We start from the raw sequence: 16,550 nt of genomic DNA, 5'->3' as shown, positions 1-16,550 counted from the left end.
CTCCTCAACCCATCGACGATGATGATCGTGGTGGTCGAGGACAGTCCTGCCGTTCGGTCAGCACGCCGCTCTTAGGTCACGGGACCACCGGGATAGAGAGAGCCCGGAGGGACTGGCCCTAACGGGGTCAAGGCCCTCAGGCCCGACAGAAAGATTCCGGGTCACCCCCGGGCTCCCAAGGCTCAGACAACCACGCAGGAAGATGCCGACGGCGTCGGTACGGCGCCGGATCTCCTTGTTGAGTCGCTCGGTCGGGTTGTTCGACCAGATCTGGGTCCAGATCTCCTTGGGGAAGCTGGTGAAGGACAGCAGGTCCTCGCGGGCGCGGTCGAGGTGCTCGAAGACGGCGGGGAGCTTGTCCTGGACGTAGTCGAGCAGCCGGTCGAACTGGGCGTGGACAGCGGCCGCGTCGAGCTGGTCATAGACCGAGTGCAGCATCGCCTTGACCGCCGGCCACATGCTCTTGGGAGTGACGCCCATCAGGTTGAAGGCGTAGTGGGTGCGGCAGCGCTGCCATGCGGCGCCGGGGAGGTTGGCGGCGATCGCCTCGCGCAGCCCGGCGTGCGCGTCGGAGGTGACGAGCCGGACCCCGGTCAGGCCACGCGCGACCAGGTCGGCGAAGAACTCGTTCCAGGCGGCGCCGGTTTCCGCGGTGGCCACCCGCATCCCGAGGACTTCGCGGTGGCCGTCGCCGTTGACGCCGGTGGCCAGCAGCACCACGGCGCCCACGACGCGGCCTCCTTCGCGGACCTTCATCGTCAACGCGTCAGCGGTGACGAACGTGAACGGGCCTGCCGGGCCGAGGGGGCGGTGGCGGAAGTCCTCGACGAGCTGGTCCAGGTCGGTGGCCGGCCGGGAGACCTGGGACTTCGACAGTGAGTCGATCCCGAGGGTCTTGACGAGCTTGTCCATGCGGCGGGTGCTGACGCCGGCGAGGTAGCAGTCCGCGACCACGGTGATCAGCGCGGACTCGGCTCGTTTGCGGCGCTCGAGGAGCCACTCGGGGAAGTAGGTGCCCTTGCGCAGCTTGGGGATCGCGACCTCGACGGTGCCGACCCGGGTGTCCAAGTCGCGGTGACGGTAGCCATTGCGTTGGCTCGTGCGCCCCGGTGTCGGTCGGCCCCACTCGGCGCCGACGACGGCGTCGGCATCGGCCGACAAGAGCGCGTTGATGATCGACTGCAGCAACGAGCGCATCAGATCGGGCGAGGCTTCGGACAGGGCTTCGCCGAGCAGGCCGGCAGGGTCGACAATGTGTGGTGCGGTCATCGTGGTGATTCCGTTCGAGAGATCTGTGGAAGGTGAACTCGAAGGATCACGCGGTGGCCGCTCCTACGTCCACGAACGGGACGAACTCGGCGACCGCGCTACACCATTATCAGGGACTTAACTTAACTGAGTGGCCGCCTCACCGCAGGCGTCATGCCCCCTGGGAATCAGATTGGATGGCGCTTCGGCGTGTGACTCCACGAGCGTCTATCCGCCGCGAGGCGCCTGGTCGGTTAGCCGATGAGCAGGGCTCCGCGCTGGTCGATCCACCACAATTCGATCTGTGCTGCAGTGAGTGAGTCAACCGTCTGAGAATGCAGTTCGCGGTAGCGCGGGAAGTCGGGCAGAACTATGACGCTGCGCCATGCCGGTTCCTTTCCACGCAGTCGCATGGCGGCAAGGACGGCCTGGGCATACCAGTGGCCTACCTGAGTGCTCGGACTGGTGCACTTCGTCTCCGCTGCCCGGCAGGGTCTGCATAGTTGCGGCTCGGGAACCCCTTGACTTCGATGCCTGCCGTTGCACCTTCAAGCGACGGTACGACGTCGATGCAATGCTCCGAACCTGCCCGACCTGAGGACTGCACTGCGGCCCTCACAGCTGAAGGGCCACACCTCACCTGTGATAGCGGCGTCGCTACCCGAGCGCCGCCGGATCGACCTTGACCGCTATGCACATGTTCTCGAAGTGGTCAGCGTCAACCGATCGCAGGAACTTCATGCAGCGGCGAATTTCGCTATGCACATAACACCTATCGGGACCCACCCGAGAGAAGGCGGTACTTCATCAACCTGTGTAAGAACGTTCCAGCCGTGAAGACTAGAACCAGCGCTGACGTGGAGAAAAGGGCGATCCAAAGCCAGTCGTTGAGGAAGTAGAAGTAACGGTCTGTTGACAATTTGGGCGGGGATACCTTTGGCTCCTGAACAACTTGTCGCAGATAGAGCGTGATACCAAGCAATAGCAACAAGAGATCGCTACCGATAGCCGTCAGACCAGTTATGCTCCTATAGCCGTGAGGCGCGCTCGCCCCAAGAAGGCCGAATGCTGATGCTGCAACGGCGGGTCCAGCCAGCAGAAAGGCAATTAGGTCAGATTTGGGATCGCCACCCTGAATTGATCCGACTAGCCATAAGGACATCGCTGTCGCGAAACTCACCGAGACAGCAACCGCGAGGCTGCCTGGCGGCTTTTCTACCACGCGAACGTATAGGTACAGCCTTGAGCGGTCCTTCAGGGGCGCAAGGCGTGCTGCCGCGAGACTCGTGAAAGACTTCCCAGCGGGTTCTTCCCAACCGAGGTATGAACAGTACGTACCGCTGCGTTCCAACGCCCTAAGCCAAGAGTTCTGTTTTTGATCCCAAACCTCAGCTTCGTCAACATACAAGCTCTCATCACAGGCGACCTGAAGCCTGTAGCTACTTGCCGAGTACGCCCTTTCGAGAAGTATTGGAATCCAACGCGGGGGCAGGCGGAGTCTGCTGCGAAAGACGTCCTTCCTTCTTCGCCACTTATCGTAATATGGACCCCAAAGGGGATCGTCGTGGCTGCTGCGATAGGAGAAGACTGTCTGCCAAGGCGGGCTTGCGTACTCACTCTTGGGGTAAGCAACCACGAAGATCCGGTTGACCGCAATAGCGTCTAACACTTGCGCTGTATCAATTTCGCCAAACCTATCCACAAATCTGCGAGCGCGACGGATGTAGGGGACTAACGCCTGAATCAACTCTTTCTTGTTCGGTCTGGAGTATTGCAACCACTGCCTGGCCCTCCCATTGGCACCACTTGACCCCTGCCAAGCGATAAGCGCCGCCAAGTCACTCTTCGCCTGAACGTTGGACGCCCCCAAGAAAAGCAGCTTCTCAAGGCCTGACGACACCAGAGACGCGGTCTCCAGAGAGGAGAGTACCGTTCCGCCCACGACCTCAAGCTCCCTCATCTTGGACTCTTTCGGCAGTCGCATTATTGGCACCAAATATGCGCCGTTCGTTTCGAGGTAGGCGCCAGGATCCCACTCGACGGTTATGACATGCAGACGTTGATGGGCCTTAAGCGTTAGCTCCTCCAGGACCTTTTTTCGGAATAGCTGGGGGTGCAACACGTGGCGGGCGAGTGTTACATGCCCCCTGGTCCGCACCAAACCAGCGCTGAGCGGCTTGCCCGAACTGGAAATCGCCATGTCGGCGTCGCGCATTCTTTCCAAAATCTGAAATGGGGTAAGTGAGGCAAATTCTGGGTGTACATCCTCCCCCTTCTTGTCCTCCGACCTAACGCTGGATCCATGTCGTCGGCTCCAAGAGTGCGCAAAAACGGCGGCCATCGCGACCGCGAAAATAAAGGCACCAAGGCGCACGATTCGGTCCAGCGTCTGATTCTCGATACGCCACCAAAATGAGCCTGAAAGGCCACAGTAGACAAATGCGACAATCGGGACGACGAAGAGAAGCAGGTTCTTCACAACCGCGCTGACGTACCTCGCGGCTCGGCCAATGTGGCGAGCGAAGCTTGTGTCGAGGGCTGGGGTGGGCATGGGCCATTGTATTTTGCCGAGCGGGATCGCCAGCCCGTTCGAGGGATTCAATCAGCGATTCTGGGCCCGGTTTTGCCCGACGATCCCTTCTATTGCGCTACGGACCGGCGCCACGGGCAGGATGGTCGGGAGCGGGACGTTGCTTGAGGTGACCCGGGATTAACTACGCGGTGGACGGCTTGGCGCCGACCGCAGATACTCTGCACAACAGGTCGAGGTTGCGTGGCCGGAGAGTGATGGGTCCTTCCGCCGCCTGACAGGCGCCGCGTCTGCGGCAGAAGAGGACGTCTCCCGCTGAAGTTCCGTTGCAACGTCTGATGGCAAGGTTGCGGGACTTCCCGAGGGTCCGAGCTGCGCAAACGCGCTGGTGACCGGGTAGGTTTCTGCGCCGTTTGGCGATGGTTCGGCGCCCGCTCTGTTTTAGCCGCATGAGCGTGAGGTGAAGCGCCCGCGTTCGACGCCTGTAGGCGAGGAGCGTGCGGTCAGTCCGCTGCCGACACGCGTGCCAATCGCAGCTATCAAGTCTGGTCCGAACGACCACGCGTCGTCGAGGTCCTTCAGGCTCGTAGGGTGGGCGAGGGCAGCCAGGTGGGCGATGATGGCCAGGGCCCCATCGCGGACGTCCTTGTTCGCCTGACTCCTGGCCGGCTCCGCAGCCTCACCCTGCAGTAGACGCTCCACCTCGCCGATCCATCGCAGTGAGGCATAGGTTGCGAGCGTGTCACGTCCCCCTGCATGCAACCACGCGTTCAGAGCGTCGAGAAAGGTCCCGTCGGTCATGACGTCGATGGCGATCGCTTCCAGCAGGTATGCCCGTCCTTCGGTGCCCTGATCCATCTCGGCCGTGTTTGCGCCGAGCCGGAGGTCGTTGCTGCGGTAGTCGTTGACGTGGCTGAACTCGTGCCACAGGCCGATGCCCGACCATACGGGTCCGAACGGGGCCGGCCGGACGTATACGTGCGGGTTGCCCTCGTCGTCGGGTAGCACTTGGAACGTCATCGTGGGATGCGATCCCGGGACGGCATCGTTGTTAGCGACGACGGCCACGAGCGTGCTGCCTGGCTTCGGTGACGGGGCCATTGGAAAAGCTCGAAGCTCTAGACCATCGCTGCGGCACCAGTAGGCGCTGCCGGTGTTGGACAGCATCTCAGTTAGTAGCGTCCCGCACCCGTAGGTGGATGCGCTGCCCGCAACGGCCGCCCGGACGCGCGAAAGGCCTTCAGCTCCGTTGGACGCTGTGCTGAGGAGGCCGGCAAGTGTCGTCATGGGAACCGGACCCTGTTTCGTAGACTCGTATCGACACCCGGGCGGCGGTCAGGTGTCAGCCAATAGAACCCTTCGGCGAGGACCATCTCCTGCAACGTTAGGAAGGCTGGCTTCGTGGCGAGTTTGGCACCGCGTAGATCGTGGCCCATTAGACACATGAGCGTGCGGGGGAACGTCTTCCACTTGGCCATGAGGCGTTGCTCGAGGAACGTCTTGAGGCCGTCGAAGGCTTGGGCGGCGGCGAGAACGTTGTTCTCGGCAGGGATGACTCCGGCGTGGACCGCTGAGTTTCGTTTTTCGTACAGCTCGTCCCAGAACGCAGTCACGGCTGGCCCTTGCCAGTTACCGCCGAGCAACTGGGGCAGCGTGGTCCGAACCAAGGCGCTGAAGTTCATGGCGCGAGCTTGGTCAGTGACCTCTTTCTCGGTTTGCGCGCCCTGGTCAATCAGGATGAGCCGGTAGGCATCGAAGAGCATTACCTCTGCGGCCGTGTTCAGGCTGACAATGGCGGACAGGCAATCTCCACGAACGAACCGGTCGTTTTCGGCCTTCTGGCGGAAGAGACGCACCTTCACGAACGGGTAGTCGTTGGCCCAGTGGAAGAACCGGATCTCGAGCCCGAACGCCCACTGACTCTCCAGCGGCTCGCGCGGGCCCCCCGTCTCAAGGTTCCAAAACAGCGGGCCCAACGGCACCCAACGGTTCTCGTCCAGTCGTGCGCCCTGAATCACCAGATGGCCAAGATCTCGGTAGTCGACCTCGACCAGAGAATGGTCTTGGGTGACGGTGCCGGCGGCGCGGATCATCGCGTTCAGGGCAGGGACGGACCGCAGTAGCCAGAAATGCCAAGCGTCCTCGCGGGAGGCTGTTGCGCAGTCGTGTGGATCGGTGACGAGCAGGAACGGGGGCGTCTCCATGGACACGTAGCTGCGGGCGTACGGGATCTCTGATTCGGAGGTGCTGACGTACGTCTCGAGGTCCTGACCGTAAAACGCTCTCACGGCCTCGGAGGTGTCGCCGGGAAGTATCTGAGCCATGGGGACGTCCAGCCGTTGAAAGGTGGCGGTGACGACGGGCTCGTCGGCCGCCTGCCCCTGGCATGGGCAGAACTGCCAGTCAGCGAACGTAGCGTCCCAAGCGAACCCATCGGGCACGGGAAAGTGGAAGGGCAACGGAAAGGCATACGTGAACGCGACCTCGGAGCCATCCAGTGTGCGGTACATGAACTGCCCCTGTGATCACAACGTCCCGGCACGATGCCGGTGAGCAACGCCTGCGCCGGGAGCGTCGAGGCCGGTGGCTCTGTCGTGGACATTAGACCAGCCAGATCACGTCCGCTATTCGGCAGAACAGGTTGACAACGAACCTCGCTGCGGGACCCGGGCACCTGTGTCACTTCGCCGCATGAGACTGCACAGCTCCTGCTCGCGTTTCCGGTCGCCGTGCTCACCAACGGCAATCGATCGACGCGATGAACCGCCCCGGCATGTCGGGAGACTCCAAACCTTGGGAAGGTTGGAGTCATGCCGGGGAACACGTCCAAGAGGTACCCGCCTGAGCTGAGGGCTCGGGCGGTGCGGATGTTCGAGGAGATCCGCGGCGATCACGCCACGGACTGGGAGGCGATGACGAAGGTCGCGCAGCTGCTCGGGGTGAGCACCGCAGAGACCGTCCGCAAGTGGGTGCGCCAAGCCCAGGTCGACCAAGGCGCCCGTCCGGGCGTCACCAGCGAGGAGTCGGCCGAGGTCAAACGGTTGAGACGAGAGAACGCCGAGCTACGCCGCGCGAACTCGATCCTGAAGGCCGCGGCGGCTTTCTTCGGAGCCGAGCTCGACCGGCCCTCCCGCTGATCGTGGAGTTCATCCGCGAGCACGCAGGGCACCGTGAGGAGTGCGACAACGGTGGCCTGCGATGGGGTGTCGAGCCGATCTGCACCGTGCTGAGCGAGCACGGGCTGCCGATCGCCCCGTCGACGTACTACGCGCACGTGAACCGGCCCGCCACGGCTCGTGAGCACCGGGATGCGCTGCTGCTGAACGAGGTCCGACGAGTCCACGCCGGCAACTACGGGGTGTACGGCGCGCGGAAGGTGTGGCTCCAGCTCAACCGCGAAGGGATCCCAGTGGCCCGGTGCACGGTCGAACGACTCATGCGCGAGGACGGCCTGACCGGCGCGGTCCGCGGGAAGGTCAAGCGCACCACCATCGCGGACCCGGCCGGCCCGCGGGCGCGTGACCTGGTCCGGCGCGACTTCGCCCCGCTCGCTCCGAATCGGCTCTGGGTCGCCGACATCACCTATGTGTCGACATGGGCGGGATGGGTGTACGTCGCGTTCGTCGTTGACGCGTTCGCGCGGCGGATCATCGGCTGGCGGTGTGGGTCGAGCATGTCTACCCAGCTGGTCCTGGACGCGCTGGAGCAGGCCGTCTGGACGCGGGAACGTGAGGGTCATTCGCTGGATTCCGTTGTGGCGCATACGGATCGCGGGTCGCAGTACACTGCGATCCGCTACACCGAACGCTTGGCCGAGGCGAACATCGCCGCGTCGGTCGGCTCGGTTGGATCGTCCTACGACAACGCGCTGGCCGAGTCGATCAACGGCCTGTTCAAGACCGAGCTGATCAAACCACGCGGTCCGTGGCGCACCCTCGACGCCGTCGAGATCGCGACCGCCGAGTGGGTCGACTGGTTCAACCACCGCCGCCTCTACGAGTACTGCGGCGACATCCCACCGGCCGACCTCGAAGCGGCCTACTACGCTCAAAACGAGGCCCAGCAGGATCTGGAGCTCTCAAACCACTGAGTCTCCCGACTCACCGGGGCGGTTCACGACTAGGCGGCATGGAAAGAGAGGAGCTGGGGTCGCCTGAGATACCTCGCTGCAGCGTCAGCGACGCTGCAGCGAGGAGTGATCGCGCCAACGCGGAATCGTGTGCCACTTCAGCGCTCGATGCGGAACTGCCGTTCAAAACGCTGCCATCCCCCTTCTGGCGACCAGCGCAGTCCACTGCCTTCGACTAGGAAAGACATGAGCCAGACGTGTGTCACCTCGTCGGGCAGCTTTGGGGACCTCGTCGGCACGACGTCATCCTGATCCCTCCACAGCATGTCGAAGACGCCGAACGGCGCGGTGGAAAAGGCCGGCAGAAGAATGAACGCGTGTCGCTCGGTTGCGCCGGACCGGGCGAGTTTGCCCAAGACGTCGCTCTGATGGGCGTCCAGAAGGAAGTCACGGACCCACTGGGGAACGGCACTGCCGGTGTTGTCGACCATCCCGCCAGCCCGCTCGCGCGGTCGCTCGATCGTCAGGTAGATCGAGCCGGGGAACTCCGTCCCAGATTGATCTCCGCTGACTATGCCAAGGCTGCGAGCCCGCCCCTCGAGTGATCCACGGACCTCATGCCTTGCTCGCTGGCTCGGAATCTGAGTGACCCCCTTGCCTTCCAACTCTTTCAGGAGAGCAGGCAGCTCCTTGAGGAGGCGGTTGGCGCGCGCGGTGGGCTCCAGGTGCACCATCCAGCCGCCCTGCAGATCCGGCTCAATCCAACGCTCTTCGCGCCCATTGATCAGCTTCCAGAGCTGAATGCTTTCCGAGTCGGCGGCAGCAGTCACCTCCACAGCAGCGAGGCCGTCTACAGTGAAGATGTGGAGGTCATGCATACCAGGTTGGCTACCGTCGTCGTGTTGCTCGACCCTCAAGCCGAGCGTTGCCGCGATCGTTGCCGCGACTACCTTCTCCTCATCCCGCAGTTCAGTCATTCCACTACTGTCGATGCGCACAGTGCCTTAGGGACTGCTGCACGGATAGGTGACACCTGATCTGTGGCGCTGAAGGGCGTCGCTGGAAGGATGTGCACCGTGCCCAAGCCCTACCCCAAAGAGTTCCGCGACGACGTCGTGAACGTCGCCCGAGGCCGCGAGCCGGGCCAGTCGCTCAAGCAGATCGCCGCGGACTTCGGCATCGCCGAGTCATGCCTTCGCAACTGGCTGCGCGATGCCGACGTCGAGGACGGCGTCAAACCCGGCAGCACCTCGGCTGAGAATGCCGAGCTGCGTGAAGCCCGGAAACGCATCCGTCTGCTCGAGCAGGAGAACGAGGTCCTTCGACGGGCCGCGGCCTACCTGTCACAGGCGAACCTGCCGGGAAAATGATGTACCCGCTCGTCCGCGAGCTGGCCGCCGACGGGATCCCCGTCACGGTGACGTGCCGGGTACTGAAGATCGCTCGCCAGCCGTACTACCGCTGGCTCACCGCGCCGGTCACGGCGGCCGAGCTGGCCGAGGCTCACCTGGCCAACGCGCTGTTCGATGCGCACCGGGACGACCCCGAGTTCGGCTACCGGTACCTCGCCGACGAGGCCCGCGACGCTGGCCACCAGGCCTGCGACCGGACCATGTGGCGGGTCTGCTCGGCCAACGGCTGGTGGAGCGCGTTCGGCAAGAAGCGCGGGAAGAACGGCAAGAAGCCAGGGCCTCCCGTGCACGACGACCTCGTCAAACGCGACTTCAGCGCTGAGCGGCCGAACCGGTTGTGGCTCTCTGACATCACGGAGCACTGGACCGGCGAAGGCAAGCTCTACCTGTGCGCGATCAAGGACGTCTACTCCAACCGGATCGTGGGGTACTCGATCAGCGACCGGATGAAGTCGCGGCTGGCCGTCGAAGCCCTCGCCAGCGCGGTCGCCCGCCGTGGTCAGGTCGCCGGCTGCATCCTGCACACGGATCGCGGATCGCAGTTCAGGTCAAGGAAGTTCGTCCACGCCCTGCACCGGCACGACATGGTCGGCTCGATGGGCAAGGTCGGCGCAGCCGGGGACAACGCCGCCATGGAGTCCTTCTTCGCGCTGCTGCAGAAGAACGTTCTCGACCGGCGCCAGTGGACCACCCGACAGGAGCTACGGATCGCGATCGTCACCTGGATCGAACGGACCTACCACCGCCGGCGCCGTCAGGACGCCCTCGGACGGTTGACCCCAATCGAGTTCGAGACCATCATGACCAAACCTGCCACTCAGGCAGCCTGACCCCACCTGTCACCTATTCGTGCGGCAGTCCCTTATGTCTCGTCGTGAGGCCCGTGTCAGCCAGGGAACACGATTGCGTCTTACCGCCGCCTCTGACGCACGATCCTGAATCGCGCGAGATCGAAGTCTGGATGGTGTTTCGCGATTCACTCACGACGCTCTCTGCCACGGGCTAGCGTGCTCGCCATAACGCACAGAGCACGGATGCATCAGAACATGGGGCTATGTGCGCCCAAGAAGAAAGGCTGCGGGATGCCAGACAAGGTAGTTCCCTGCAAGACGTGCAAGAGCCCCGTTTCAAACAAGGCGTCGGCGTGTCCACAGTGCGGCCGCGACCGCCCGGGCGGTGGGACGAGCACAGGCGTCTTCCTGTTCGTCACGTTGGCACTGGTCCTCGGAGCCGCGTGGCTGATTTATTCGGCGATTGAGTCGGCCAGCGGGCAGATGGGCGCCTTGTAACCGCCAAAACCGCCGCCAGGGGCGGTTCTTGCGGCTGTTTAGGGGTGGGTCCACTTACGTCTTTCCGCCGCGAGCAGGTCGCTGGGATGCGCAGCCGTGGGTCGAGCATGAGAGCACAGCCCATCCGGGTGTCGACCTACGCTCCATTACCTGCATCCGCTGTACCAGGTGAGACAGCGGGACCCTGGCATGTGGGAAGGGCGCTGTCTGCGATCCGGGTGCGCCAGGGCCAACAGACTTCCGACGGGGCTCAGCGGTCCTGACAGGACCACGCGCAAGCCCTAGCCTCGTCCCATGAAGGGCTTGCTGCCCACGCCGCACGGATTCCGTTCCGGGGGACCGCGAGTTCGTTGTGCCTACGAGTGGACTGGGGCGCGCACGACATGAATCTCGACTGGTTCTTGACTCCTACCGCCGTGACCATTGCCTTCTTCGCGACGGTCTTGGGAATCCCTCTGGCCCTGTGGGGGCTGTTCCGCACTTCGCGCTCGGTCACGAAGGCGCGTCGAGCCTCGGAGCAAACGCGCCGAGTGTTGCGGACCGCCGACCTTCGAAGCGCCATTGAGGTAGCACTTCAAGTGGAAGAGCGGATCGTTCGGGTGGACCTAGGGAGTCGCGACAGCGCGACGGAGATGCTGGAGCACTTGAACACCTGGCTCGCGGTTCAGAAGGCCATCCACGGGCTCATGCAAGGCCAGTTGGGGTCGCGCCCGGAGGGCAGGCTCTGGCGCAAGACGCCTCCCCCGGCCAAGATATGGGAAGAGACTGCGCTCAACTTAGAGTCGGCGCGAGCGGACGTACTGACTGCAAGGGACGATGCGCGAGATCGGCGCAGGTGGCGGAAGTACGACATGAGAGTCCTCGGCCGATCTCTCGCAGCATTTGGTGAGTCAGCTAGAGCCCTCTTAGTGACGGCGGACGACGAGGTGATCAGAGATGCGTGAACCGCGAGTCAAGGACCAGCTGCGGGCAATTCGACAACTATGGCGAGAGACCACAAAGGGTGAGGCGCAATGGTCCCCTACGGGTTCCGAGGACTCTTACAAGAGCATCAGGCGCGATGAGATAGCAATCCTCGAACGCACTGAGGAAGGTTTTGTACGATTGAAGTTCTCGACTCGGGGGCGCGAAGATTACACCGTTCAACTCGAAGAGCTTCCCTCGTATGCACAGGCCTCTCAGGACGAGGAGGATCGGGATGCGTGGCTCTCCAAGTTGTGGTTGGAGGTCACGCGAGACATTGACCGGTCGGCCAACGCCATGGACCGTTTCCTAGGGATGGACAACCCGCCTGCGCCCTAGCTTTCGAGTAATGATCGCCTATCGGGAACTACGGGGCCGGACGCTGGCCTTGTTGGCCGCTAAGTTCCGAACATACCGCGCCCCGGGGGCCACGCCCGACGATGCCGCGATGCGGTCTTGACGACCCCTCCCGCTCTGGCGTCGGCCGCCGCTGAATCGGCTCAGTTCCTCAATCCGTGCGAGTGAACCTGCGTCATTTCATTCCGCCGCCTATCGCGTCGACAGCACTGGTGCAGCAATTTGAGCCGCCGGCGAGCCGCCGACTAGGTGAGCGCATGCTCCTAGCCCGGTAGCACATCTACACGGCGTGGAAATTGCCGCCCCTCACGGCGGCCATGCGATCCTGTCCGTGCGGCACGATCGCACGAGGCGTCGCCTGCGCCGACCTGCTCGCAGGCGCTTGCGTGCCGCCCTCGCTGAACGGAGTACCCGTGACGGACATGTACGAGCGGCTTGTCGACGAACGCGACCCCTCCCCGAGCCAAGGCACTTCCGGCACGCTCTATCGGTACATGGCCGCCGACGGCTTGCTGCACACAGTGCGCACGAAGCATCTACGAATGAACGCCTGGTCGCAGATGAACGACCCTCGCGAATCCAAGGAATGGGTTGCCTCCGGGGCGCTACGGGCAGTCGGTGCCTACTCCGAGCAGGAGATGCGCGAGCGAGTCGATGTCGTCATGCGCCGTTCGGCCCGACTCATGGCTCTCACGATGGACCGGTCGTGCCGGGACGAGGGCAGCAGAAGCCACCTCTTCCACCGCGGTTGGGCCAGCGCCTCGATGTGGAGCCAGTACGCAAACGCACACGAAGGCGTCTGCTTGGTCTTAGATAGGGATTCACTGCTCGAGAATGCGATGAACGTGCCCCCGGCTGACGGCCGATATACGACGTGGGGTGAGGTTCAATACGAGGATGTCCCTAGGGTGTTCGAGCTTCGCGGCAATTTCGCCACCCAAGCGGAGTTCGATGAGGAACTTGACCGCTTCCTCGGAGCGAGGCGTCAGATCTCTGCCCTGCACATGGTCAAGAGCCGTGACTGGGCGCATGAGGCCGAGTTCCGGATCCTGACGATTGACGTGAAGGCTGCGCCGGAGGAGTTGGACACACCCCTGAGCGTGCCGGTGGGGGACGCCTTGTTGGGCGTCATCTTCGGGTACAAGCACCCGTTCCCGGAGCTGGTGGCTGCGGGAATGAGGGAGTCCATGGGGCCAAGTGCGCCTGAGTTGTTCGTGTGTGACTGGGAGGGCGGTGCCCCGCGGCTTCGGCCTCTGCGGCAATGAGCCGACGTGTCCCGTGATGGCCCACGCCCACAGACCTCAAGCTAATCAGGGTGAGGGATTGAGGGGTGTGGGTCTCATAAGAAACGCCAGGTGGCTTGCTGAACCTATTCGGGGATGGGTGAGTCCCTGTCCATTGCTCGCTAGGCAATAGAGGATGTGCTTGCTGACGCAGGCGTACGCGGCCGAACTTGTGGCAGCGCGTCCCCTCGCCGCCTGTCGCCCAACATGCGCCTTTGTCCCCAGCAAACGAGCCGAGAGGCCTGGCCTCGAGATGGGCGAACACGGCCCGCTTGCTTGATACGAAAGCGGCTCGGCGTCAGGTTGCCTCTGAAAGCCGAGGCGCCACGAACGGGTGGGTGTGCACGAAGCCGCGCAGCGCAGCCTCAGTGCACAGGTCCGGCCAGCCAAGGAATCGAGAGGCCAAGAGCACTCGGTGTGAATGCTTGCGCATGAAGTCGCTGGCCACCGCGACGCTTTGGTCCTCGAAGAGGATCCGGTGTTGCCGGATGCCTTCGTGAACTCCCCTCGCTCATGCCCGCCCGGGTAGCGAGACTCGCGAGCCGGGTCGCTTCGCCGCGACTCGACCACCTCCACAGCGAGCGCGGAAGCGAAGCCGGACCCACGGCGTGCCCGGCACGCTCCCCAGTGTCGGTCTCTAGGTCTACGCTCGCGTCATGTCCACCAAGATCCGAAAGGTCACTGAGTCCGAGCTGCTGGCTCGTCGCGCCGAGATCCTTGACGAACTGGGGGTCACTGACGACGAACTGCGAGGCAAGGTCGGGACAGGCGGTCTGGCCGGACGAGAATGGTCGGCTTGGTCGGAGATCGAGGACATCGACTATCTGCTAGAACGTGACTGAGCAGCCACCCCAGCCCCTGCTGGACCAAGCAGTTGAGTTCGGTGACAAGGTCTCCGAACTGTTGAGTAACTGCTTCCCCGAGGCGCCCGGGATGGAACTGAAAACGAAGGGGTCGAGAGCCAGCCTCTCGCCGGAAGGCCAATCGGACAAAGTAGGTGGCGTCCCACTGCTAGCCAAGGGCCGGCGACTAGCCTGGCTGCGCCTTGATTTCCTGTGCCGGTTAGACGCCACAGCAGAGTTCTTGGCTATCGACAAGTCGAAGATCTGGATTGTCGCCACCGTTGACTCGACTCCCATCTTCCGTTTCGAGTACTTGTACGAGGCGGACTGGGTCCCACACTCACACATCCAAGTGCATGGCGAGCGCGGCGCTCTAGCTCACCTGCTTTCGCAGACTGGCCACGGACGACCCCACAACATGTCGGCCCTTCACCTCCCCACTGGTGGAGCGCGCTTCAGACCCAACCTTGAGGACGTGGCGCAGTTCCTCATCGTCGACTGTGGCTTTGATGCTCTTCCGTCATGGCGCGACGCTGTCGACCAAGAGCGGGCCGAATGGCGGCGTATCCAGACCCGCGCGGCGTGCCGGGCCCTACCCGAAGAGGCAGCTGAACAGCTCGCCATCATGGGCTACACCGTCACGCCGCCGCCCGGGGGCCACCCCAGCCCGGGGCGCAAAGCCCTGGGTGCCTGGTAAGCCGCGCCTGCTCGGTGCGCACGCGGATGCGTCTATCCGCCGCTCGTGGCTGCCTAGCTCCGGGCGCTACTCCGGGATACGCGACCATGGGGACTCCGCCCACTGTCGCTCAACCTCGTCGACGGCTGACGCTGTGTCGGCATTGGTGGTCAAGGTCTTGAGGATGCGAAGAAGGCCATTCATCCTCTCGTACTGGTCGATGTGCCAGTCAACGTGTAGCTGCCCGTCGCCTGGGGCGATGCGTGCTGCGCATTCATTGCAGATCCCAGATCGGTCAACCGAGGTAGACGCCATCGCACTCCCTAGTGGTGGTCCGCGACCCAATGTCGCTCCTGCCACTCAGCATGTCGCACGGCGCCGACAGTCTTGATCGTGACAGAGCTCAGCGGCCCTGCGTCCTACCGCCGCATAGACGCTCGGTCGGATGTGAGGCCAAGGACGGGCCCGGGGATTCGTTAGCCTCCAGGCAGGACCATCGTTCAGCCCATACCTACGGCTAGGAGGCACAGCGATGACGGCAGCGACGGTGGCGTTCACGGATGGCGCTTGCGAACGTAACCCGGGAGGCCGAGGTGGATGGGGATGGGTGGTCGACGAGCACACGTTCGGTCTGGGCGGGGACCCTTCCACCACGAACCAGCGGATGGAGATCCGGGCCGCTCTGGAAGCGGCGCGCGCCCTTCCCCGACCTCTGACGGTGTGGTCGGACTCGAGGTACGTCGTCGACTGCTTCGACAAGGGTTGGTGGCGCGCGTGGCGGGCCAACGGATGGAGGAACTCCCAGAAAAGGCCCGTCGCGAACCGGGACCTTTGGGAGCCGCTGATCGAGGTAGCGTCCGCGGATGTCGCGTTTCGATGGGTGAAGGGCCACTCGGGAGCGAACCTCAACGAGGTGGCGGACCTGCTCGCCAATGCCGGCATGCTGGGCGAGCCAGTCACGGCGCCGCTCGATCTCGCCGCGATGGTGGCGGTGGCAGCCAACGCTGGACCGCGCTTTGTGGTACCTACCAAGTGGAGAGCTGCCTGCAAGGCGTGCGGCCACGACTACACGGAAGGAACAAGCGTCACGAAGAACGAGCTGGGCTGGGTGCACGAGGAGTGCGCGGCGATCTAGGCCCGAACTGCGAATGTTCTCGCGGTCCGTGTTGTTCCCGAGCCGCACCCGCTGTTCACTGAGCCTTGCGAGCGTCCTGCGGCATCGCCACACGCCCCCCAGCCGGCATCTGCTTACAGGTCGCGGAACCCAACTCCTCGCGGCGATCAATGCCCCTTTCACGTGCTCCACATCGTCGTTGTCGACACCCCGACGGTGACATCGCACAGGGAGCGAGGCCAATCAGGATCGCGGGCCGCCCGACGGACACGACGGTCGTCCGGGCCTCCGGCGCGGGCGACCGTCGTGTCGAGTCTCAGCGGGCGTTGTATGCGTCTTGCACTTCCTGGCTGACGCGGCCGCGGTCCGAGACCTTGTGACCGTTGGCCCGGGCCCACTCGCGGATGGCCTGGAGCTGGTTCTTGTCGTTCTTTCCCGAATGCGGCTTGGCCGAAGAGCGGCGGCCACCGCCGACTTTGCGGGCCCTGCTCGTGAAGGGCTCGAGTGCGGCAATCAGCTTCTCCTCATTCTTCTTGGAGAGGTCAATCTCGAACTGAGTGCCCTGATAGCTGAACTGAATCGTGGAATCGGCGGGTCCACCGTCGATGTCATCGTCCAGGATCGTCTGAATTCGCTGTGCCATGCCTTGGGTTCTCCAACTGTTTGATGAATCCCTGCCGCAGCATCGAATCACAGGCAATGCGCCTTTCGCCACTTGCGCGCGAGGGAAGCGACGAACGTCGATGATGGCTCTTGTACTTCTCCGT

General features: G+C 63.5%; 10 protein-coding genes and 2 pseudogenes. 6 read left to right on the top strand and 6 right to left on the bottom strand.

The genetic code is table 11. The features are described 5' to 3' along the window. Positions 1–198: 198 nt before the first annotated feature. From AC1DW8_RS19970 to AC1DW8_RS19955, 4 genes and pseudogenes are all read right to left on the bottom strand, one after another. Positions 199–1,269: pseudogene (locus AC1DW8_RS19970) on the bottom strand (IS256 family transposase); the annotation flags it as partial. A 751-nt stretch (positions 1,270–2,020) separates the two neighbouring features. Further along, positions 2,021–3,799: a hypothetical protein gene (locus AC1DW8_RS19965; protein WP_478095623.1), complete on the bottom strand. Its 1,779-nt coding sequence runs from the start codon at positions 3,797–3,799 to the stop codon at positions 2,021–2,023. 420 nt (positions 3,800–4,219) lie between these two features. Beyond that, on the bottom strand, positions 4,220–5,065 hold the full coding sequence (locus AC1DW8_RS19960; protein WP_478095622.1) for a hypothetical protein: 846 nt from the start codon (positions 5,063–5,065) through the stop codon (positions 4,220–4,222). Beyond that, entirely contained in the window at positions 5,062–6,288 is a 1,227-nt protein-coding gene (locus AC1DW8_RS19955) for a hypothetical protein (RefSeq protein ID WP_478095621.1), read from the bottom strand. The genes AC1DW8_RS19960 and AC1DW8_RS19955 overlap by 4 nt, the downstream gene beginning before the upstream one ends. A gap of 300 nt (positions 6,289–6,588) precedes the next feature. Here AC1DW8_RS19955 and AC1DW8_RS19950 point away from each other — a divergent pair. Further along, positions 6,589–7,868 (top strand): annotated as a pseudogene (locus tag AC1DW8_RS19950) (IS3 family transposase). Positions 7,869–8,005: 137 nt separating this feature from the next. Here AC1DW8_RS19950 and AC1DW8_RS19945 read toward each other — a convergent pair. Next, positions 8,006–8,824 (bottom strand): hypothetical protein, encoded by an 819-nt coding sequence (locus AC1DW8_RS19945; RefSeq protein WP_478095620.1) that lies wholly within the window; start codon positions 8,822–8,824, stop codon positions 8,006–8,008. A gap of 99 nt (positions 8,825–8,923) precedes the next feature. On the opposite strand from AC1DW8_RS19945, the gene AC1DW8_RS19940 reads away from it, so the two are divergent. The 5 genes from AC1DW8_RS19940 to AC1DW8_RS19920 all read left to right on the top strand — a co-directional run bounded on the left by AC1DW8_RS19940 (position 8,924) and on the right by AC1DW8_RS19920 (position 15,804). Continuing rightward, positions 8,924–10,089, top strand: a protein-coding gene (locus AC1DW8_RS19940) for an IS3 family transposase (RefSeq protein WP_478095619.1) whose coding sequence is annotated in 2 segments (ribosomal slippage) — positions 8,924–9,208 and positions 9,211–10,089 — 1,164 coding nt in all. Because the reading frame shifts where the segments join, the coding sequence is not laid out codon by codon here. Between the two features lie 2,201 nt (positions 10,090–12,290). Further along, on the top strand, positions 12,291–13,133 hold the full coding sequence (locus AC1DW8_RS19935; RefSeq protein ID WP_478095625.1) for a DUF2971 domain-containing protein: 843 nt from the start codon (positions 12,291–12,293) through the stop codon (positions 13,131–13,133). Between the two features lie 674 nt (positions 13,134–13,807). After that, entirely contained in the window at positions 13,808–13,993 is a 186-nt protein-coding gene (locus AC1DW8_RS19930; RefSeq protein WP_478095618.1) for a hypothetical protein, read from the top strand. Further along, complete coding sequence (locus tag AC1DW8_RS19925) at positions 13,986–14,690, top strand: hypothetical protein (RefSeq protein ID WP_478095617.1); 705 nt, start codon at positions 13,986–13,988, stop codon at positions 14,688–14,690. The genes AC1DW8_RS19930 and AC1DW8_RS19925 overlap by 8 nt, the downstream gene beginning before the upstream one ends. A 511-nt stretch (positions 14,691–15,201) precedes the next feature. Next, positions 15,202–15,804 (top strand): ribonuclease H family protein, encoded by a 603-nt coding sequence (locus AC1DW8_RS19920; protein WP_478095616.1) that lies wholly within the window; start codon positions 15,202–15,204, stop codon positions 15,802–15,804. 295 nt (positions 15,805–16,099) lie between these two features. Here AC1DW8_RS19920 and AC1DW8_RS19915 read toward each other — a convergent pair whose 3' ends face one another. After that, on the bottom strand, positions 16,100–16,426 hold the full coding sequence (locus tag AC1DW8_RS19915) for a histone-like nucleoid-structuring protein Lsr2 (protein ID WP_478095615.1): 327 nt from the start codon (positions 16,424–16,426) through the stop codon (positions 16,100–16,102). Positions 16,427–16,550: the final 124 nt, after the last annotated feature.

It is taken from the genome of Terrabacter sp. P2_E3, assembly GCF_056403915.1.
This window is presented reverse-complemented; position numbering and strand designations above follow the sequence as displayed.

What these genes read in the sequence shown, in the direction of transcription:
- AC1DW8_RS19915 (WP_478095615.1), bottom strand. Translation starts at nt 16,426, where the DNA reads ATGGCACAGCGAATTCAGACGATCCTGGACGATGACATCGACGGTGGA.
- AC1DW8_RS19930 (WP_478095618.1), top strand. Translation starts at nt 13,808, where the DNA reads ATGTCCACCAAGATCCGAAAGGTCACTGAGTCCGAGCTGCTGGCTCGT.
- AC1DW8_RS19920 (WP_478095616.1), top strand. Translation starts at nt 15,202, where the DNA reads ATGACGGCAGCGACGGTGGCGTTCACGGATGGCGCTTGCGAACGTAAC.
- AC1DW8_RS19935 (WP_478095625.1), top strand. Translation starts at nt 12,291, where the DNA reads ATGTACGAGCGGCTTGTCGACGAACGCGACCCCTCCCCGAGCCAAGGC.
- AC1DW8_RS19960 (WP_478095622.1), bottom strand. Translation starts at nt 5,065, where the DNA reads ATGACGACACTTGCCGGCCTCCTCAGCACAGCGTCCAACGGAGCTGAA.
- AC1DW8_RS19955 (WP_478095621.1), bottom strand. Translation starts at nt 6,288, where the DNA reads ATGTACCGCACACTGGATGGCTCCGAGGTCGCGTTCACGTATGCCTTT.
- AC1DW8_RS19965 (WP_478095623.1), bottom strand. Translation starts at nt 3,799, where the DNA reads ATGCCCACCCCAGCCCTCGACACAAGCTTCGCTCGCCACATTGGCCGA.
- AC1DW8_RS19945 (WP_478095620.1), bottom strand. Translation starts at nt 8,824, where the DNA reads ATGACTGAACTGCGGGATGAGGAGAAGGTAGTCGCGGCAACGATCGCG.